Genomic DNA, 20,202 nt, shown 5'->3' on the forward strand with positions numbered 1-20,202 from the left:
TTAATGCTAGGAATTCATCTAATGTATGAAACAAATACTACAAATGACTCCAAAATTACCCAAATGATTGGCTTAAATAGCACAATCGTGCAACAAAAAGGTAACCTCAACGCGCCAGTAAAAGATTACGTTGCAGAAGAATATCCTGTTGCATTAGTGTTCAATGGCATATCCCATGTGGTAATGATGGCAACCCCAAAAGATCTTGAGGATTTTGCTGTCGGGTTTTCGCTTTCCGAGGGAATAATACAGTCCAGTGATGAAATTCGCGGAATTGATATCGTTGAAGGCTGCAATCGGGGAATTGAAGTTCACGTGGAATTATCCAGCCGCCGCTTCATGGAACTCAAAGAACGTCGCCGTAACTTAGCGGGTCGTACGGGCTGTGGGATTTGTGGTACAGAGCAACTTGATGAAATTTTTAAACCTATCGCACCACTGCCTTTTACCCAAACTTTTTCTTTGTCGCATCTCGATAATGCCCTGCATGAACTGAAAAAAGTGCAAGAAATTGGCGCCCTGACAGGTTGCACCCATGCCGCTGCATGGATATCCCCAGAAGGCCAATTAGTGGGTGGATGTGAAGATGTAGGCCGCCATGTCGCCCTTGATAAACTTTTGGGGATGAAAAGCCGCCATCAATGGCAACAGGGGGCTGTGTTAGTTTCCAGCCGAGCCAGTTATGAAATGGTGCAGAAAGCCGCTAGCTGCGGCGCAGAAATTCTGTTTGCCGTTTCCGCTGCTACCGCACTGGCTATTGAGGTTGCTGAAAAAGCCAATCTAACGCTAGTTGGCTTTTGCCGCCAAGGTAAAGCCACGGTATTTACCCATGGTAGCCGTATTACGGATTAACGTGTTGAGCCTGAAAGTGAATGCAGCATCCACAGATTAGGCTCGATATACTCACCTTGCTGGCGTTCCACATCAATAATAACTGGCACTAATGCATTAGGGACAATGTATTTGCCTGACTGCGGAAAACGCATTCCTGTCCACGCTTCCCAATTGATAATTGCACTTTTGATCACCATCGAACGATAAACTGGCCCTAAAACAGTCGCTCCTAATCGCCAATGTGTACGGATCCACGGGTCAAAAGGCTCCCCCTGCGCATTTTTCCACGTACAGTATGAGTCAAAATCCTGTAATGGGTATCGGTGCTTCAAAGTTGGACGAACAGGAACGATAATCGCTTTTGCCCCGTAGGCTTTTGCGGCATGTTTTAATGCATTGATCAATAAATCAGGGATTTGATGGCCTCGATATTGTGGGTCGACGGTCACGGATAACGCAGAAATATACGATTCACCGCCGCATTGATTTTCCATCGCAAAGTTGAAGATATCATCCCATCCCATCTCTGCCAGCTTAGTGAAATCATCATCTACCCATAAAAATGGCACGGAACGAATAATGCCAATCACTTTTTCCTCGTCATTGTCATTCACTGTGGCAATAAATTGAAACTGGCTATTTGGCTCATTATCAAGCCTTTCCCAATATTCATCACTCACGGCGGACTCGTTCATAAACTGAGGCCACAGTTTATCGAGAAATTGCTCACACTCATCAAGAAGATCAGGGCGTTGGGCGTAGCTAGAGATGTTAATTAACATTTTTCTGCTCATCCGTTTTTATAGATTATTTCATTAAGCGATATACTATAGGAAAAAAACAAGGGAAGGATTAATAGCAGATTAAGGCACTCATATTCGAACTTGGCCTCAATAAACAGTGCATACACTAAATTTCAGCTAATACACTGGATGACAATATTGATTTACTAAACACCTGAATTCATTTAAATACAGAGAAGTATTAAATCACGGCAGTTATTCAGACTGCAAAGAGACCTTAATTAAAATGTTTTTGCTGGGTTCCCCTTGCCATGATTTGGCCTGCAACGGAATGATCCCTTCATAAACACTATTTTCTAATACAAGGTGTGGGTTATCTTTAGGAAAATACTCCAATACCAGCCGAGAGAATTTATTCTGGGAAGAACATGAAGCAGCCGTATTCATTGAGTTCGTAGCGCACTCTGTTTGGCGAGAAGCTCTGAAATTAACCAGGACTTCATCACCAAATGAATTCTTTAACAGCCCCTTTACCTGTGAGTATGCTTTTTCAAACCAGACCAAAGATAGTGGTCCCTGCCCGCGGTATAACGCAACAAACCCGTAATAATCATTGCCATTTACCGTGTAGCTTGTCGCATTTTTTTTATCTTGGCTAAGGTTCAATGCTAACATTTCAGCAGTTTCCATATCAAATGGAGCCACATACGGATCATATCTATCATAAATCAACCGGATAACGTGATTTTTAATATTTTGATTATCATTAGATATTTTGAATGCAATCCAACATTTCACTAATTTTTCAACTTCAATATCAAAATGATAGAGCTTTAAGAAAACATCTCCGGTGATCTCATCATCATGGAGATGTGTTTGATGCCCCTCTTTCACTAAACTTGCTTTAAATGACAACGGGAATATCTCATGAGTCACTAAATCAATAGCATCAACATGCATTATTGAATAGTTTTCATAGTCTTGAATTTTCACCGTATCAAAAGGAATAATACGACTCCCTTCATTCAGCGATATCGGTATTAATGTTTCTAACGCATTAATGGAATTTAGTTCCAAGTTGGTTGATGCAACATGACCAAGCCCAATAACGGGTATATTGCTATTTCCAATCAACCCGCCTAATTCAGCATTCAAATTTTGAACTGCGACACCCACATTGACACTCCCGCCCCCCCAATGTAATCCAATAATTTGATTACTGGCTCTTGATATAACAGGGGAACCTGATGATCCCCCTTGGGTATCAGCATTATGAACTATTTTATTGCCATTATTTTCAACGTTTAATATCTCAGCAAATTTGCCATTTTTTATATCGCCAATATGCATTGGGCGTAAACCACCATCACCATATTGTGGAATATAAATATTCTCGCCTTTAACCGGATTACTTTGACTTAATGCTAGCCCACCAAATAATGCTTTCACATTAGAATTTAAATAGTCAAATTCATCTAAGGTAAATAATGCATAGTCATTATCGCTAGCACTGATCCCCCGTTTTAATACCCTGCCCGGCTTTAAACGAACAGGTTCAGTCACTGGGGATGTTGAACTACAAGTCTCATTAAACCAATTAAACCATATTTCGCCATTGATTAAATTAGGATCACTTTCGACAACGTGGTTATTAGTGAGAACATGGTTTTCACTACCAATTAAGGAACAAGACCCCCACCCACCAATACGCGCTGCTGCACTTGATAATGCATACTCAGCAATGGTGCTTCCTTCATGACACATATAAGGTTTTCGTTCGTCTTGGCCGATAATCACCCTTGAGTTATTATCGTGCTCAATCGAATCTAGGTAAAACGAAAAAACACTTTCTAGATCAGTGAGTAATGGTAATCTAACTCGGATATTAACGCCGCTACTCGGGATAGTTACTACCGTCTCATTCATCTGATAAAAATTTTCTCGTTGTATTACGTTATCCCCATATTCAAATTCAACATAACTATTTTGTGGTAGATTAATCCGTGAGAAATGCAATTTTAAAAAATTCGAATGAGTACGTTCTAAAAAAAATGAATGAAGCGTTTCTTTACTATTTTTTTTTATAATATCAATATTAATTTTTTCATTAACATTTTTTACATCATATATTTCCATCATTGAGCCCTTTTATTTAAAAATTAAATTACAGCGCTAATGATAGTTTTTTTATTCACGTAAAAAATAACATAAAAATTAATATTGTTTTTTATTATTTAATTAAAGTAAAAATAACAGAGCAAATAACAATTTTAGTCGTGGTTTAATATTAAAAAGTGAATGATGACTTATATGTAATGCGTTGCTCAGCTGTTTTCAGGTCAGGTATCAGCTCGAATTCAATAACAGGCTGATACCCTCTCGAATTTAACTATTTCCCAATACAGAAACTGGAGAAAATACGCCCTAATAGGTCGTCAGAGGTAAATTCACCCGTGATTTCACTCAGCTCTTGTTGAGCTAAACGTAATTCTTCTGCCAATAACTCACCGGAGCGAGCATTCACTAACTGGTCATAGCCCTGTTCTAGGTGAATGGCCGCTGCATTCAGTGCTTGTAAATGACGACTACGCGCAAGGAACCCACCTTCCGTATTGCTGTTAAACCCAATGGTTTCTTTCAGGTGATCGCGCAGCAAATCAATCCCTTTTTCTTCACGGGCAGACAAACGAATTAATGGGTAACGGGTATCATTGATAAACTCAACAGGCTCCCCCGTCATATCCGCTTTATTGCGGATCACTGTAACAGGTAATTCATCGGGCAAACGCGCCATAAACTCAGGCCAAATCTCTTGCGGTTCCGTAGCGTTGGTTGTGGTGCTATCCACCATAAACAGCACATGGTCAGCTTGTTCAATTTCTTTCCAAGCACGTTCGATACCAATACGCTCGACTTCATCGCTTGCTTCACGTAACCCTGCGGTATCAATGATATGCAGTGGCATCCCATCGATATGAATATGTTCACGTAAGACATCACGGGTCGTTCCTGCAATATCGGTGACAATTGCCGCTTCACGCCCCGCTAATGCGTTCAGTAAGCTCGATTTACCCGCGTTTGGGCGCCCTGCAATCACCACTTTCATCCCTTCACGCAACAAACTGCCTTGGCGAGCTTGGGAGCGGACCTGTTCTAAGTCTGCCACCACTTCATTAAGCTTGGCTTCAATTTTACCATCAGATAAGAAATCAATTTCTTCATCAGGAAAATCAATGGCAGCTTCCACATAGATCCGTAAGTGAGTGAGTGCTTCCACCAATTGGTGGATATGGGAAGAAAATGCGCCTTGCAGAGAATTCATCGCCGAACGTGCGGCCTGCTCTGAACTCGCATCGATTAAGTCAGCGATGGCTTCTGCTTGGGCTAAGTCGAGCTTGTCATTCAAAAATGCACGCTCAGAGAACTCCCCAGGATTCGCGATACGAATACCTTCAATAGCAAGAATTCGTCTTAGTAATAGGTCTAGAATGACGGGGCCACCATGCCCTTGTAACTCAAGGACATCTTCCCCAGTAAAGGAATTCGGACCCGGAAAATAAATGGCAATACCTTGGTCAAGAACAGCCCCTTCCACATCACGAAAAGGGAGATAATCCGCATAACGTGGCTTAGGGAGTTTCCCGAGAACCGTTTCGGCAACCAGTGCCGCTTTCGGGCCAGATACACGTAAAATACCGACACCACCACGACCGGGAGGTGTTGCCTGTGCGATGATAGTATCGTTAATCAGCATGATGTTTCTCTGTCTTTGACTTGAATTTTTTTTGAAAAGAATAAGGCGACCTTATTAGGTCGCCTTAATAGTACTATACAATTTAGCTTTGTGAAGCCATTCCCATGTTACTGAGAACCGAGATTATTTTTTCTCTTTTTTATCGCGACTGTGCAGACCACGTTTTTCCAGACCACGGTAAATCACTTGTTGCTGGATGATAGTCACTAAGTTACTCACGATATAATACAGTACCAGACCTGATGGGAACCACAGGAAGAAGATGGTGAACACGACAGGCATGTACGTCATAATCTTCTGCTGCATAGGGTCAGTTACAGCGGTTGGTGACATTTTCTGAATCACAAACATCGTCACACCCATTAATACTGGTAGGATGTAATACGGGTCTTGTGCAGACAAGTCTTGGATCCAACCGAAGAACGGTGCATGACGCAGTTCAACAGAACCCATCAACATATAGTAAAGTGCAAGGAAGATAGGCATTTGGATAAGCAGCGGTAAACATCCACCCAGTGGGTTTACTTTTTCTGCTTTATACATCGCCATCATTTCTTGGCTCATACGTTGTTTATCGTCACCAATACGCTCACGCATTGCAGCCAGTTTCGGTTGCAGTAAACGCATTTTCGCCATGGAGGTGTACTGCGCTTTAGTCAGCGGGTACATGATACCACGAACGATAAAGGTGATAACGATGATGGCAATACCCCAGTTACCCACGAAACCGTGAATAAATTTCAGCAATTTAAATAATGGCTGAGAGATAAACCATAACCAACCGTAATCAACAGTTAAGTCTAAGTGTGGTGCAACTGCCGCCATCTCAGACTGAATTTCTGGACCAACCCATAACGTTGATGAATAAGTACCTGCGCCATTAGCGGCAATCGTCATTGGCTCACTCTTATAACCAATGATGGCAGATTTTTTATCAAGGTCGATGGTATAGAACGTGCTTTTCTCTGCGCTTGCTGGGATCCAAGCTGTCGCAAAGTATTGTTGTAGCATCGCAACCCAGCCGCCTTTTGTGCTCAGGCTCAGGTTTTTATCTTCGATGTCACCAAAACTATATTTTTTATAGTTGTTTTCATCAGAAGAGTACGCCGCACCACGGTAAGTGTGCAGAGCAAAGTTGCTGCTACCAGTATCACGTTCTTTTGGTAATTCGATAGTTTGTTTTAACTGACCGAAAAACGCCAACGTCAACGGTTGTGCTGTTGGGTTTTGGATACTGTATTCAACTTCAACAGTATATTGGCCGCGTTTCACAATGTACGTTTTTTGGTAAACAACACCGTTGTTATCCGTAAATGACATTGGGACGCGTAATACGTCTTGGCCGTTCGCTAAAGTGAAAGTTGCAGAATCTGCAGAGTATAGCGGACGTTCGCCGTTATTATTTGCTGGGTTGTCTGGGCCATGAGGGCCAATCAAACCACTTTGTGCCTGGTAGACAAAGCCTGGGTTAGTTTCCAGTAAACGGAAAGGGTCTTCCGAATGAAGGGTCGCAGGATAGGCTAACAGGTCAGCCTCATCGATATCACCACCACGAGTATTGATGCGAATATCCAGTACATCAGTTTTAACGGTGATGAGCTTACCTTGCCCACTGCTAGTTACTGCTTGGGCATCACTGCTTGGCATATCCGCTTGTTGCGAAGTTTGAACAGTTTTAACGTCCTGAGCAACTTTATCGCTCTCCCAGGCCTGCCAAACTAAGAACGACACGAACAACAAAGCGATGAGTAGAAGATTGCGTTGCGAATCCATCGTTATAATTCTCTATTATCATCAGTTTTTCTGGGTGGGACAGGATCATCTCCACCAGCGTGTAAAGGGTGGCATTTTAATACGCGTTTCGCCGTTAACCAACTCCCTTTTAGCATACCAAACCTGCGCAATGCCTCAATTCCGTAATTTGAGCAAGTAGGATTGAAGCGACAACGAGGCCCTAACAACGGGCTTATCGCCAGTTGGTAGCCTCTGATCAGCATGATCAGGATTTTTGAGCCAAGCGACGATGACGACGCCATAACTTATCCAATGCTTCCGTGATCTGTTGATTGTCGAGATTGGCAACCCCTTTCCTTACCAATACCACAAAGTCCATTGAAGGCAACTCGTGTTGATGCAGACGAAAGTATTCACGCGCTAATCGTTTAATACGATTTCGCTCATGGGCTCGTTTAACATTTTTTTTGGCGATGGTAAGACCGATGCGGGGATGCCCCAGCTCGTTTAGGCGACCAAGGATTGTTATCTCTGGGGAACTCGCCCTCTGCGGCTGCTTAAAGACATTATCGAAATGCCTGGGAGTTAACAAACGTAACTCCCGGGTAAAAGCGAGCGTAACCACTGGAATAGAGGGCTAGCTTTATTACTTAGATGAAACGGTCAGACGAGCGCGGCCTTTAGCACGACGGCGAGCCAGAACCTGACGACCATTTTTAGTGGCCATACGAGCACGGAAACCGTGTGAACGGTTGCGCTTCAGTACGGACGGTTGAAAAGTGCGTTTCATAACGATTTCTACCTAACTTTTAAATTTATTACTGATTCAGTAAACGCGTTGGCAACCAGTGGAAACTGATTTACACCTGTGCCTCTATCGCAACAATATAGAAAGAGGCAGGATTGTAATAAAACATAGGGGGTCACGTCAATAAAATGACGCAATCAAACCACTTTTATTTATAGCCTGACTGACCGGTTTGCCGACATATGCTGTGACAGTCAACTCATGATTCTATTTTCATACTGACTGACAACCTGCTTTTGCCTGTATTCATCCCTAACCTTTAGTTAGAACTGAATAAAGAACCCAACAAGTATACCGCAGTTTCGTGTAAAAATCACATCAGCACTGTACACAGGGAGGAAGATTATACGGACTCCGCCCCAAAGCGCAAGGATCTTCCCGCGATCTGAAAATATTTTTTGATCTTAAGGAATATTTTAACTAAATCGTCTAAAGTTATCCCCAGCCATGTGGAAAAAATAACAAAAATTCAGATCCCCCAGCTAACTTCTTCCTTATAAGCGATGCCTTATCACATTTGCCTGTGGATAAAAAGCATAAAAACTGTGTAAAAGAATGAAGATCTCTGGTGAATTTTGCGGTATGATCACGGGTCTATTTCTGATCCACAGATCAGCAATATATAGTGAGTTAGTGTTAATCAAAAATGACTCAGAGCCGTTTTAAAAATGGCTCTTAGAAAATTCTGTGTTTACATCCGTACTTCTTTGTTCCATTGACCTTGTTTAGGGGAGTCCAACGTGTCACTTTCGCTTTGGCAGCAATGTCTTGCCCGATTGCAGGATGAACTACCTGCCACAGAATTCAGTATGTGGATACGCCCCCTTCAAGCTGAATTAAACGACAATACACTGGCACTTTATGCCCCAAATCGTTTCGTTCTCGACTGGGTTAGGGATAAATACATCAATAATATCAATGAATTATTGAATGACTTTTGTGGAACTGACGCACCTGCACTACACTTTGAAGTAGGCAATAAACCGATTACCGTCGCACCGGCAGCACCTCAAGCACGTACCACTCACGAAGTACCTGCTTTTGCCGTACCGTCAGCGCCCGTAAAACCAAGTTGGGACAACTCAGCCAAAGTACAACCTGATGTCGCTTACCGTTCAAATGTGAACCCTAAGCACACGTTTGATAACTTTGTTGAAGGTAAATCAAACCAGTTGGCTCGCGCAGCAGCGAGACAAGTGGCTGAAAATCCAGGTGGTGCTTATAACCCGCTATTCCTTTATGGTGGAACCGGTTTAGGTAAAACCCACTTATTGCACGCTGTGGGCAACAGCATTATGCAACACAAGGCCAATGCACGTGTCGTTTACATGCACTCTGAACGTTTTGTTCAAGATATGGTCAAAGCTCTACAGAACAATGCTATTGAAGAGTTCAAACGCTATTACCGTTCTGTCGATGCATTATTAATTGATGATATTCAATTTTTTGCCAATAAAGAGCGCTCTCAGGAAGAATTCTTCCACACGTTTAACGCGCTGCTTGAAGGCAATCAGCAAATTATTTTAACCTCCGACCGTTATCCGAAAGAAATTAACGGGGTGGAAGATCGCTTAAAATCACGCTTTGGTTGGGGCTTAACGGTCGCGATTGAACCACCAGAACTGGAAACGCGTGTGGCGATACTAATGAAAAAAGCCGATGAAAATGAAATCCAGCTTCCGGGTGAAGTGGCCTTTTTCATCGCAAAACGCCTGCGTTCCAACGTCCGTGAATTGGAAGGCGCGTTAAATCGTGTGATCGCCAATGCAAATTTTACTGGTCGTGCGATTACAATCGATTTTGTTAGAGAAGCACTACGTGACCTATTAGCACTACAAGAAAAGCTGGTAACTATTGATAATATTCAGAAAACAGTTGCTGAGTATTATAAAATTAAAGTCGCTGATTTACTTTCAAAACGCCGTTCTCGTTCTGTCGCACGTCCGCGTCAGATGGCAATGGCACTAGCGAAAGAGCTGACTAACCATAGTTTACCTGAAATCGGGGATGCCTTTGGCGGCCGTGACCATACCACGGTGTTACACGCTTGTCGTAAAATTGAACAGTTACGGGAAGAAAGCCATGACATCAAAGAAGATTTTTCTAATTTAATCAGAACATTATCATCTTAATTGCTATGAAATTTATAATAGAACGCGAGCAGTTATTAAAACCGTTACAACAGGTTAGTGGTCCTTTAGGTGGGCGTCCAACTCTGCCTATTTTAGGTAACCTTTTATTACAGGTAAAAGAAGGCACCCTCCAACTCACTGGAACCGACCTTGAAATGGAGATGATGGCCAATGTCACCCTAACAGGGGAACACGAAGTTGGCGCAACAACGGTGCCTGCACGCAAATTTTTCGATATTTGGCGTGGATTACCTGAAGGTTCTGAAATTCATGTAGAGCTCAATGATGACAGATTGCTCGTTCGTTCTGGACGTAGCCGCTTCTCATTATCGACTTTGCCTGCGGCTGATTTTCCAAACTTGGATGACTGGCAAAGCGAAGTTGAGTTTTCTCTTCCGCAATCAATACTGAAACGTTTAATTGAAGCAACTCAGTTTTCAATGGCACACCAAGATGTTCGTTATTATCTCAACGGTATGCTATTTGAAACAGAAGACCAAATGCTCAGAACCGTTTCAACCGATGGTCACCGTTTGGCGGTTTGTGCGATGGATATCGGGCAATCTCTACCGTCTCACTCCGTGATCGTGCCGCGTAAAGGCGTAATTGAGTTAATGCGCTTATTAGACGGTGGTGATGCACCTTTGCAATTACAAATCGGCAGCAACAACATTCGTGCCCATGTCGGGGATTTTATCTTCACCTCTAAATTAGTGGATGGTCGTTTCCCTGATTACCGCCGTGTATTACCGAAAAACCCAGACAAAACATTAGAAGCGCGTTGTGACATACTCAAGCAAGCGTTTTCCCGTGCCGCAATTTTATCGAATGAGAAATTCCGCGGTGTTCGTCTGTATTTCAGCGAAAACCAATTACGCATTACAGCCAATAACCCAGAGCAAGAAGAAGCTGAAGAAATCGTTGATGTCAGCTACCAAGGCACTGAAATGGAAATTGGCTTTAACGTTAGCTATATCTTAGACGTCCTCAATGCACTGAAAAGCGAAAATGTGCAACTGTTACTCACAGATGCGGTTTCCAGTGTACAAATTGAAGATGCAGAAAGTAAAGCGGCAGTGTATGTCGTCATGCCAATGCGTTTGTAATCAGTATTTATGATCCTTTCGCGTTTATTGATCCGCGATTTTCGAAATATAGAAAATGCGGATCTCTCCTTAGCTAATGGGTTTAATTTTCTCATTGGCCCAAATGGGAGCGGCAAAACCAGTATATTGGAAGCGATATACACTTTAGGTCATGGTCGTGCATTTCGCAGTATTCAAGCGAACCGCGTTATCCGCCATGAACAAGAACAATTTATTCTTCATGGTAAATTGAGCCACATAGATGAAACGCGTAACGACCTTTCATTAGGCTTAAGTAAAAACCGTGAAGGTGACAGTAAAGTCCGAATTGACGGCACTGATGGTCATAAAATTGCCGAACTGGCAAAATTATTGCCAATGCAGTTGATTACCCCAGAAGGTTTTACCTTACTCAATGGCGGCCCTAAGTACCGTCGCGCATTCATTGATTGGGGCTGTTTTCACAACGACCCACTGTTTTTCTCTGTTTGGTCAGATTTAAAACGGTTATTAAAGCAGCGAAATGCTGCTTTACGGCAAGTCACTCGTTATGAGCAAATTCGCCATTGGGATGCTCAGTTAGCACCGCTTTCAGAGCAGATAAGTCAATGGCGCCAAGACTATATTTCCGGTATTGCAGAGAATATAGAGCAGACTTGCCAACAGTTTTTACCCGAATTTTCATTATCTGTCTCCTTCCAACGTGGTTGGGATAAAGAAATTGATTATTCAGAGCAACTAGAGCGCCAGTTTGAGCGCGATAGAGCGCTAACTTATACCGCGTCAGGGCCGCATAAAGCGGATTTACGGATCAGAGCCAATGGTACTCCCGTTGAAGACATGCTTTCACGGGGTCAGCTCAAGCTATTGATGTGTGCACTTAGGTTAGCGCAGGGTGAGTTTTTCACCCGTCAGAGCGGGCAACAATGCCTGTATCTGCTGGATGATTTTGCCTCCGAACTCGATGCGGGTCGCCGTCAATTATTGGCAGCTCGCCTCAAAGCTACGCAAGCACAGGTGTTTGTCAGTGCCATTACACCCGAGCAAGTTAATGATATGATAGATGCAAATAGCAAGATGTTTAGCGTAGAACATGGCAAAATAGAAGTTCAACCTCAGGAATAGAAAGAGCAGGAAACGTTGATGTCGAATACATATGACTCCTCAAGTATCAAGGTATTAAAAGGACTGGATGCGGTGCGTAAGCGCCCGGGCATGTATATCGGTGATACAGACGATGGAACAGGTCTTCATCACATGGTTTTCGAGGTTGTCGACAATGCTATCGACGAAGCCCTCGCAGGCTTTTGTGACGATATCGTTATCACTATCCATGCCGATAACTCTATCTCCGTACAGGATGATGGACGTGGTATTCCAACCGGTATCCATGAAGAAGAAGGTGTCTCTGCTGCAGAAGTCATCATGACCGTTCTGCACGCAGGGGGTAAATTCGATGATAACTCCTATAAAGTTTCCGGCGGATTGCACGGTGTCGGGGTATCGGTTGTTAACGCCTTATCTGAAAAATTAGAATTAGTCATCAAACGTGATGGCAAAGTTCACGAACAAATCTACAAACACGGCGAGCCACAAGGCCCTTTAACTGTTGTTGGTGAAACTGACCAAACGGGGACACGCGTCCGCTTTTGGCCTAGCATGGACACCTTTAAAGGCGTCACTGAGTTCGAATATGACATATTAGCGAAGCGTTTACGTGAGTTATCCTTCTTAAACTCGGGCGTTTCTATCAAACTCATTGATAAGCGTGATGGAAAAGAAGACCATTTCCATTATGAAGGTGGTATCAAAGCGTTTGTTGAGTATTTAAGCCGTAACAAAACCCCAATCCACCCATCTGTATTCTATTTCTCTACAGAAAAAGACGGTATTGGCGTTGAAGTTTCAATGCAGTGGAATGATGGTTTCCAAGAAAACGTTTACTGCTTTACCAATAACATTCCACAACGCGATGGTGGTACTCACCTTGCAGGTTTCCGTGCCGCGATGACGCGTACACTGAACAACTACATGGAAAAAGAAGGTTATCAGAAGAAAAGCAAAGTCAACGCAACAGGTGACGATGCCCGTGAAGGTCTGATTGCTGTTATTTCTGTAAAAGTACCGGATCCTAAATTCTCATCACAAACCAAAGAAAAACTGGTGTCATCCGAAGTGAAAACTGCGGTTGAAACGATGATGAATGAGAAACTGGTTGAGTATTTACTGGAAAACCCAAATGACGCCAAAATCGTCGTTGGGAAAATTATTGATGCAGCACGTGCACGTGAAGCAGCACGTAAAGCCCGTGAAATGACACGTCGTAAAGGCGCGTTAGATTTAGCAGGCTTACCGGGTAAACTGGCGGACTGCCAAGAACGCGACCCCGCATTATCCGAACTGTACCTTGTGGAAGGGGACTCAGCGGGCGGCTCAGCAAAACAGGGCCGTAACCGTAAGAACCAAGCCATCCTACCACTGAAAGGTAAAATTCTTAACGTTGAAAAAGCGCGTTTTGATAAAATGCTTTCTTCACAGGAAGTTGCCACCCTGATTACCGCATTAGGTTGTGGTATCGGTCGCGATGAATATAACCCAGACAAACTGCGTTATCACAGCATTATTATCATGACGGATGCCGACGTCGATGGTTCGCACATTCGTACGTTACTGTTGACCTTCTTCTATCGTCAAATGCCTGAAATTGTTGAGCGTGGCCATATCTTTATCGCTCAGCCACCACTGTACAAAGTGAAACGTGGTAAACAAGAACAGTACATTAAAGATGACGATGCGATGGACGATTACCTGATTTCTATCGCCCTTGATGGTGCGGAACTGCATTTAAGTGCCGATGCACCAGCCATGAAAGGTGAAGAATTAGAAAAACTGGTTGTCGAATACAACGCGGCTCACCGTATTATTCGTCGCCTTGAGCGCCTTTACCCACAAGCGTTACTCAATAGCTTGGTTTATCAGTCTACCCTGACGGAAGATGATTTAAAAACCAAAGAAAAAGTTGAAGAATGGGCAAAAACGCTTGTTCAGCGCTTAACGGACAACGAACAATTCGGTAGCACCTACAGCTACACCATCAACGAAAACCGTGAACGTCAATTGTTCGAGCCAACCATCCGTATTCGCACCCACGGTGTTGATACTGATTACAACCTCGACTTTGATTTTGTACACGGTAGTGAGTACCGCCGTATCACTCACTTAGGTGATATCATTGGTGGGCTGATTGAAGAAGGCGCTTACATCCAACGTGGTGAGCGCCGTCAAGATATCAGTAACTTCGAAGAAGCACTGGCTTGGTTAACACGTGAATCACGTCGTGGCCTGTATGTACAGCGCTATAAAGGTCTTGGTGAAATGAACCCAGAACAACTTTGGGAAACCACCATGAACCCGGAAACTCGTCGTATGATGCGCGTGACAGTGAAAGACGCTATCGCCACAGATTTGCTCTTCACCACATTAATGGGCGATGCTGTTGAACCACGTCGTGCCTTTATTGAAGAGAATGCCTTAAAAGCCGCAAATATCGATATTTAATTATTATATTGGCGTTATTTATAAAACCCCTGATATGCAAATATCAGGGGTTTTTATTTAAATATTAAATAGTATTAAAATTATATTTTTTCACTTTAATCATTAGATTGAAAAAATAAATTTAGTCTTATTTTTAACTTATCGACCATCTAACAAAACACCGTTATCCAACACAGGTGAAATAAAGTAAAAATCACTTAAAATCAAGTGCATAGATACACCAAAAGTAAAAGAAAAATAAAAATAAAAAAACAAATTAATGCATATCTAAATCAAAAAAAATAACCCTATTATTTTTATTTCCTTCGGCATAAAACAGATTACGTTCTGAAAACAGAATATCGCTAATTTAAACCTCACTAAATAAGCCTGTAGGAATATAATGAAAAGCCCATTAAAATCAGTCTCCATTATATTGGTATCAATATTTTATGCTTATCCTTCATTGGCATTAAAAGGCTATGAAGATACAGAAAAGCAAATTTTAGATAAAAGAAATGACTGGCTTCAAGGCATTAAAAATGAAGCAATCACACCCCCACCCTCTGAAAACTCCCCCGCAGCAGAGAAAGACAGGGTGATTTACCATGAAAAAAGAAAAATAACGGGCGAGCGAAAAACACTCGCAGAAGCGGATAAAAACCAAAAAAAAGATTATTTATCAAGTACATTTGATAAAGTTATATTCGGTGAAAATAAACAGAACATTGATTTAGCAGAGAATCGCCCCTTCAAAAAACTGCAATCTTTATTTAACCAAGGCCATACCACTCAACTAGACCCTAAACAGCCCGAAAAGGCGATGGAATTTAGTTTAAAAGACCATTTTCTTCGCGGTCGGCCAAAACACGTTCTCGACCATAATGGTGAATACCTGCCTGATTATTCAAAAGTAACAGGCTCATCGTATCCAAGTGGCCATGCGTGGAGTGCTTATAAACAAGCAGCGACTTTATCAATGCTGTTCCCTAAGAAAATAAAAGCGATAGACAGCCGAGCTGCTGAATATGGTGAAAGCAGAGTCATCGTTGGGGCGCATTTCCCAACTGATATCATCGCTTCGCGAACAGGGAATTATTATTTACTTGCCCAACACTTAGCAGATGACAAGGTTGCCAAATCATTTGCCATCTTAGCCAAAGATGCCTATTCCAGCTTACCCAGTCAATGCCGGCATTCTCTCAATAACTGCTTTGCTACCGACCCCAAAGACAGCCCCAAAGTTGGAAATGCCTACACCGTACCCACACTCACCCCCGATAAATTTCCTAAATTAGCCAATAACTTACTGCGGATGCGCTTTGCCTATCTGACCGAAGAACAACGGCTAAGTATTATCGCCAACACCGCCTACTCCCCTGAATCTATTTCTGGTTGGAATATCAACAAAGATGACCCAAATACCTATTGGGGGTTAATCAATCTACCTGAGGCTTATGATGGCCCGACTTATTTCTATGACGACTTTATGATTAGCCAAAACAAAAGTGCGTATAGCTTAGATACATATTTAACTAACGATGAATGGAAAAAAAACCTTCATGGCCCTGGGAAATTAATCAAATCCGGCACTGGCACACTCATTTTATCAGGCAACAATCGCTTTGCTGGCCTACACCTCAACGAAGGTTATATCACTTTAGCTGGCGAAAATACTTACGCAACACGGTCATCCGTCAATGGTGGAGAGCTAACCATAAACGGTAGTTTGAATTCCCCATTAGACATACACACAGGGCTCGTTATCAATAATGGGAAAATGCACGATGTCAGTATTCATAATGGAGGGCTACTTAAGGGTAATGGACCAATTCGCAACTTAACCGTAAAAAGCGGTGGGGCGATTACTCCCGGTAAAAATAAAGCCGTGACTATCGAGATTGCCGACGCTGTCACATTTGAACCCAATAGCTTATATCCTGTTGAAATTACAGAGGATGGAAAAAGTGACAAGATTAATAGCCAAGGCTTGGCAGTGTTAAATGGAGGGGCTGTCAGTGTTACGTTTCAGGGTAAAAAAACCGCGCTCACCGCAGAACAAATCGTTCAGTTGTTGGATAAAGAATATGTCATCTTGAGTGCAAAAAAAGGGGTAAAAGGCCAGTTTGATTCAGTACAGCCCGGCTATACCTTTGTTAAATCTAAACTCATGTATTCACCAAATGACGTCATCCTAAACTTTTCACGCAGTGAAATTCCATTTGCTTCTTTCGCTGAAACACCAAACCAAAAAGCCATTGCAACCGTACTTGATACTTTGCCAAAGCAGCACCCGTTATATACCAGCCTGATTTTATCTGATGAAAACACTGTGAAAGATACAATATATGAATTATCCAAACCAATTCATGCACATATATTATCAAATAAAATCAACAACACGCTGCCTATTCGACAAAAACTGCTTGAGCAGGTTCGCGCCTCCGAGTCATTAAATCAGGTCAATGAGAATAAAAGGGACTTCTGGCTGAGCACGCTATTCCAACAAGAAAATAGGCCCAGTGACAATAATTCGACCAGCTATAACGCCTCTGCAAATGGTGTGTTCATCGGCCTAGGTCAGCGGTTTTATCATGATAGCATTATGGCGGGCATCGCCTTAGGTGCTACTCAAGGTTCATTATCCAGCGCGGGTAACACGAGTGATAATGTCAGCTACCACATAGCAGCTTATGGCGGCGCGCACATAAAACCGATTGTTCTTCGAGGTGGTTTTGAATATAGCAGCACTGCCATCGATATAAAAAGATATGTGAACCTGCAGATGTCTACAGATACCAATACATCGACCTACGACATTGCATCAAGCCAAGCTTTTATTGAAGCGGCTTATCCTTTCACAACGTCTTTCATGAATATTGAGCCTTTTACAAATTTTGCCTATATCAATACACACAACAAAGCCATGTATGAAGATGGGACTCGCTCAATATTAAGCGCTGACAAGCAAAGCACTGCCACCTTACTCTCCATGTTAGGGCTGCGTATTGATAACCGTTGGGTTCTCAATAGCCAGTTCCAACTTGGCCTATATGGTGAGCTTGGCTGGCAACACCAATATGGCAACCTAGAACGAAAGATAAACTTAAAGTTCCCACAAACGGGTGCTGAGTTTGTTTCACAAAGCGTATATGCCCCTCGGGATAGTGTGACTGCAAGGGTTGGGGCAAACTTAGACATTGGTGACGGTTATAAAGTATCTGTCGATTACAGCAAGCTAAAATCTAACGATTACGACAATAACAATGTTAATGCCAAATTTTCCTTGTCGTTTTAACCCTAGTTAATGACTAAAAGCTCCTAATAGTTGCATTATCAATTATATGGAGCTTTTTCTGACTCAACCTCACGCTCTTTTACATTCATTTACGCCACTCTTTTGATTATCTTATATTTTTTCATGTTATAAACAGTTAATACGTTTGGTTAATAAAATGTTAGCCAATAAAAAACCTTTTTCATTCTTCAGCAAGGCAAGGTTCAAATACATAAAAGATAATAATGATTATACGACAACTAATTGCTTTAACTTATTTTTTAGCTTTTTCGACACTCCCTGTTTTTTTGAGTGGGGATGTGAACACAGCAACAGATATCGCTATCATCTTCTCGGGTTTATTGGTGATGGTGCTGTGTGCAAGTACCTATCGAACGCGACTCGGTAAAGTATTCACCACTGTTATTGCACTTTTTTGGGCACTTAATCTATCCATCTCCTTCTTTTTCTACCAAAAACACGACATCCGTTTTTCATCCTCGATTGCCGAAACCTTCATTAACACCAATAGCAATGAAACTGTGGGGATGTTGTCGTATAACATAGGTTATGTTGCGTTTTATCTAATTGTTTTTACTTTGTATTTAGTTAGCATTCATCGATGTTCAAAATACATTTCACCTCGTGTAACCAAATTGAATAAGGCATTGGTGGCTGGCTTTCTAGTTTCTATTCCTATTTATTATTCATCGTTACTTAAACAGCCCGATAGCCATTTATTAGTTGGGGAAAAATACCTGCAAAACTCCCCCTTTTATAATGCGGCAGCCTTACTGAAAAATTTTTATGAAAATAGGGAAATAGAGCAGATATCATCGCAGAAGGTCTCTTTTCATTACGACAAAACCCCCAGCGACACACAAATTTATGTGTTAGTGATTGGCGAGTCGCTACGCCGCGACCATATGAGCCTATATGGTTATAATTATGACACAACACCAAACCTGAAAAGCCGCCAAAACCAGATGCAAGTATTCACGCAAGCTTACTCCCCTGCTCCGGTGACCATCTTGTCTGTGCCGATTTCACTTGCCAATATCCAACTCACACAAATACAGCATAAAAAATATTATGCGGATAACATTATTTCACTAGCAAACCATGCTGGGTTCAAAACCTATTGGCTCAGTAACCAAGGTAAAACCAATAAAAAAACGAGTGTGATATCCGCAATAGCCAGTATGTCGCAAGACAAAAAATGGAACGAATTTGTAGGTTATGATGATGAATTAATTGATGATTTCGAGAACGCGATTAATGACAATACCTCAAAGAAAAAGCTGATTGTTTTGCACACTTATGGAAGCCATGAGCCTTCTTGTAACCGTTTCCCAGAAGATCAACTCAAAAAAATGAGCGGGCAAGAGGATGATGACTGTTATGACAGCTCCATTGCCTATACCGATGCATTTATTGAAAAACTATTGCAGAAAATAGACGGTAAACCCGCCACACTGATGTTTTTTGCTGATCACGCCCTTCAGCGTTTAGACAGTGATGGTGATATTCATTACCACCATGGTGTGAATAATCCGAGAAAAGAAGCTTATGAAATCCCATTATTTATTTGGTACAGCCGAAGTACGTCAGAATATACATTAACGGAAAAAGCGTTAAATAGTCCCTACTCAACGGCGAATAACTATTGGTTAATCAGTGATTGGTTAGGTATACGCCATCAAGTCTCGCAAGGCTGTTTATCGCCCCTACGTGAATGTTATCAACTGGATAAAGACATTCACGTAATTGATGGTAACCGAAACTTATTATCCATAAATCAATTACCAACAGAAGCGATAGACCCACAATAAAACTCGATATTTTGCTAATCTTTGCCCATAGTTAACACATTGAGTTTCATCTAAATATCGAGGCTTTTATGTTTGAGTTAACTTTTTTACGTGAATTATTAGGCTCTAGTGTTCACGTGCTTCAATTGCTATTAGAAGCTATTTCGGTTATCTGTGTGATTATTGGATTAATCAAAACATTGATTGTGTGGTTCCGTGTCAAAATCGCGCGAACTGCACGTTATTGTTTTGGTGACTGGCTAGCTACTGCGTTGGAATTTCAGTTAGCCGCAGATATTTTAGCGACCACGGTTGACCCTGATTTAGACAGCCTGATCAAATTAGGTATCATCGCCGTGATCAGAACGTTCCTGAACTATTTTTTAGCAAAAGAATTAGAGCACCAGCCACAACAGCATACTCACAAAACACAATAAATTACCGAGCCCCTTTAACGAAAAAAGCCTGCACAACATTCATGTGCAGG

15 protein-coding genes are annotated in these 20,202 nt (G+C 42.1%); 8 read left to right on the plus strand and 7 right to left on the minus strand.

What is annotated here, in order from left to right:
• Positions 1 to 21 precede the first annotated feature (21 nt).
• Positions 22 to 852, plus strand: a complete 831-nt coding sequence (fdhD, locus tag AC4IFO_RS14565) for a formate dehydrogenase accessory sulfurtransferase FdhD (RefSeq protein ID WP_490735394.1) — start codon at positions 22 to 24, stop codon at positions 850 to 852.
• Here fdhD and AC4IFO_RS14570 read toward each other — a convergent pair.
• The 7 genes from AC4IFO_RS14570 to rpmH form a co-directional block, all read right to left on the minus strand.
• On the minus strand, positions 849 to 1,616 hold the full coding sequence (locus tag AC4IFO_RS14570; RefSeq protein WP_490735396.1) for a GNAT family N-acetyltransferase: 768 nt from the start codon (positions 1,614 to 1,616) through the stop codon (positions 849 to 851). The two genes, fdhD and AC4IFO_RS14570, sit on opposite strands and share 4 nt — an antisense overlap.
• 216 nt (positions 1,617 to 1,832) lie before the next feature.
• Entirely contained in the window at positions 1,833 to 3,503 is a 1,671-nt protein-coding gene (locus tag AC4IFO_RS14575) for a trypsin-like serine peptidase (RefSeq protein WP_490735398.1), read from the minus strand.
• Positions 3,504 to 3,966: 463 nt separating this feature from the next.
• A complete protein-coding gene (gene mnmE / locus AC4IFO_RS14580) occupies positions 3,967 to 5,331 on the minus strand; it encodes a tRNA uridine-5-carboxymethylaminomethyl(34) synthesis GTPase MnmE (RefSeq protein ID WP_219245169.1) in 1,365 nt (454 codons plus the stop codon).
• 123 nt (positions 5,332 to 5,454) lie between these two features.
• On the minus strand, positions 5,455 to 7,104 hold the full coding sequence (gene yidC / locus AC4IFO_RS14585) for a membrane protein insertase YidC (protein WP_490735400.1): 1,650 nt from the start codon (positions 7,102 to 7,104) through the stop codon (positions 5,455 to 5,457).
• Positions 7,105 to 7,106: 2 nt separating this feature from the next.
• Complete coding sequence (yidD, locus tag AC4IFO_RS14590) at positions 7,107 to 7,367, minus strand: membrane protein insertion efficiency factor YidD (RefSeq protein ID WP_102140049.1); 261 nt, start codon at positions 7,365 to 7,367, stop codon at positions 7,107 to 7,109.
• The gene (gene rnpA / locus AC4IFO_RS14595; protein ID WP_004906229.1) at positions 7,331 to 7,690 is read right to left on the minus strand and encodes a ribonuclease P protein component; all 360 of its coding nucleotides are present in this window, start codon (positions 7,688 to 7,690) and stop codon (positions 7,331 to 7,333) included. The genes yidD and rnpA overlap by 37 nt, the downstream gene beginning before the upstream one ends.
• Positions 7,691 to 7,711: 21 nt before the next feature.
• The gene (gene rpmH, locus AC4IFO_RS14600) at positions 7,712 to 7,855 is read right to left on the minus strand and encodes a 50S ribosomal protein L34 (protein ID WP_004906236.1); all 144 of its coding nucleotides are present in this window, start codon (positions 7,853 to 7,855) and stop codon (positions 7,712 to 7,714) included.
• A 758-nt stretch (positions 7,856 to 8,613) separates the two neighbouring features.
• On the opposite strand from rpmH, the gene dnaA reads away from it, so the two are divergent.
• From dnaA to AC4IFO_RS14635, 7 genes are all read left to right on the plus strand, one after another.
• Positions 8,614 to 10,005: a chromosomal replication initiator protein DnaA gene (gene dnaA / locus AC4IFO_RS14605; RefSeq protein WP_490735403.1), complete on the plus strand. Its 1,392-nt coding sequence runs from the start codon at positions 8,614 to 8,616 to the stop codon at positions 10,003 to 10,005.
• A gap of 5 nt (positions 10,006 to 10,010) precedes the next feature.
• Positions 10,011 to 11,111 (plus strand): DNA polymerase III subunit beta, encoded by a 1,101-nt coding sequence (dnaN, locus tag AC4IFO_RS14610; RefSeq protein WP_490735405.1) that lies wholly within the window; start codon positions 10,011 to 10,013, stop codon positions 11,109 to 11,111.
• Positions 11,112 to 11,120: 9 nt separating this feature from the next.
• The gene (gene recF / locus AC4IFO_RS14615; RefSeq protein WP_490735407.1) at positions 11,121 to 12,215 is read left to right on the plus strand and encodes a DNA replication/repair protein RecF; all 1,095 of its coding nucleotides are present in this window, start codon (positions 11,121 to 11,123) and stop codon (positions 12,213 to 12,215) included.
• 18 nt (positions 12,216 to 12,233) lie between these two features.
• Complete coding sequence (gene gyrB, locus AC4IFO_RS14620; RefSeq protein ID WP_219245173.1) at positions 12,234 to 14,648, plus strand: DNA topoisomerase (ATP-hydrolyzing) subunit B; 2,415 nt, start codon at positions 12,234 to 12,236, stop codon at positions 14,646 to 14,648.
• A gap of 382 nt (positions 14,649 to 15,030) precedes the next feature.
• On the plus strand, positions 15,031 to 17,925 hold the full coding sequence (locus AC4IFO_RS14625) for an autotransporter domain-containing protein (protein WP_490735410.1): 2,895 nt from the start codon (positions 15,031 to 15,033) through the stop codon (positions 17,923 to 17,925).
• A 299-nt stretch (positions 17,926 to 18,224) separates the two neighbouring features.
• The gene (locus AC4IFO_RS14630) at positions 18,225 to 19,736 is read left to right on the plus strand and encodes a phosphoethanolamine transferase (protein ID WP_490735411.1); all 1,512 of its coding nucleotides are present in this window, start codon (positions 18,225 to 18,227) and stop codon (positions 19,734 to 19,736) included.
• Positions 19,737 to 19,804: 68 nt separating this feature from the next.
• A complete protein-coding gene (locus tag AC4IFO_RS14635) occupies positions 19,805 to 20,152 on the plus strand; it encodes a DUF1622 domain-containing protein (protein WP_219245175.1) in 348 nt (115 codons plus the stop codon).
• Positions 20,153 to 20,202: the final 50 nt, after the last annotated feature.

It is taken from the genome of Providencia sp. UF-224, from assembly GCF_058245955.1.

Bases quoted from the DNA above. Each gene is read 5' to 3' on its own strand.
- mnmE (WP_219245169.1), bottom strand. From the start codon at position 5,331: ATGCTGATTAACGATACTATCATCGCACAGGCAACACCTCCCGGTCGT.
- AC4IFO_RS14625 (WP_490735410.1), top strand. From the start codon at position 15,031: ATGAAAAGCCCATTAAAATCAGTCTCCATTATATTGGTATCAATATTT.
- AC4IFO_RS14635 (WP_219245175.1), top strand. From the start codon at position 19,805: ATGTTTGAGTTAACTTTTTTACGTGAATTATTAGGCTCTAGTGTTCAC.
- yidC (WP_490735400.1), bottom strand. From the start codon at position 7,104: ATGGATTCGCAACGCAATCTTCTACTCATCGCTTTGTTGTTCGTGTCG.
- recF (WP_490735407.1), top strand. From the start codon at position 11,121: ATGATCCTTTCGCGTTTATTGATCCGCGATTTTCGAAATATAGAAAAT.
- rpmH (WP_004906236.1), bottom strand. From the start codon at position 7,855: ATGAAACGCACTTTTCAACCGTCCGTACTGAAGCGCAACCGTTCACAC.
- AC4IFO_RS14575 (WP_490735398.1), bottom strand. From the start codon at position 3,503: ATGAATGAGACGGTAGTAACTATCCCGAGTAGCGGCGTTAATATCCGA.
- dnaN (WP_490735405.1), top strand. From the start codon at position 10,011: ATGAAATTTATAATAGAACGCGAGCAGTTATTAAAACCGTTACAACAG.
- gyrB (WP_219245173.1), top strand. From the start codon at position 12,234: ATGTCGAATACATATGACTCCTCAAGTATCAAGGTATTAAAAGGACTG.
- fdhD (WP_490735394.1), top strand. From the start codon at position 22: ATGTATGAAACAAATACTACAAATGACTCCAAAATTACCCAAATGATT.
- yidD (WP_102140049.1), bottom strand. From the start codon at position 7,367: ATGGCGTCGTCATCGTCGCTTGGCTCAAAAATCCTGATCATGCTGATC.
- AC4IFO_RS14570 (WP_490735396.1), bottom strand. From the start codon at position 1,616: ATGTTAATTAACATCTCTAGCTACGCCCAACGCCCTGATCTTCTTGAT.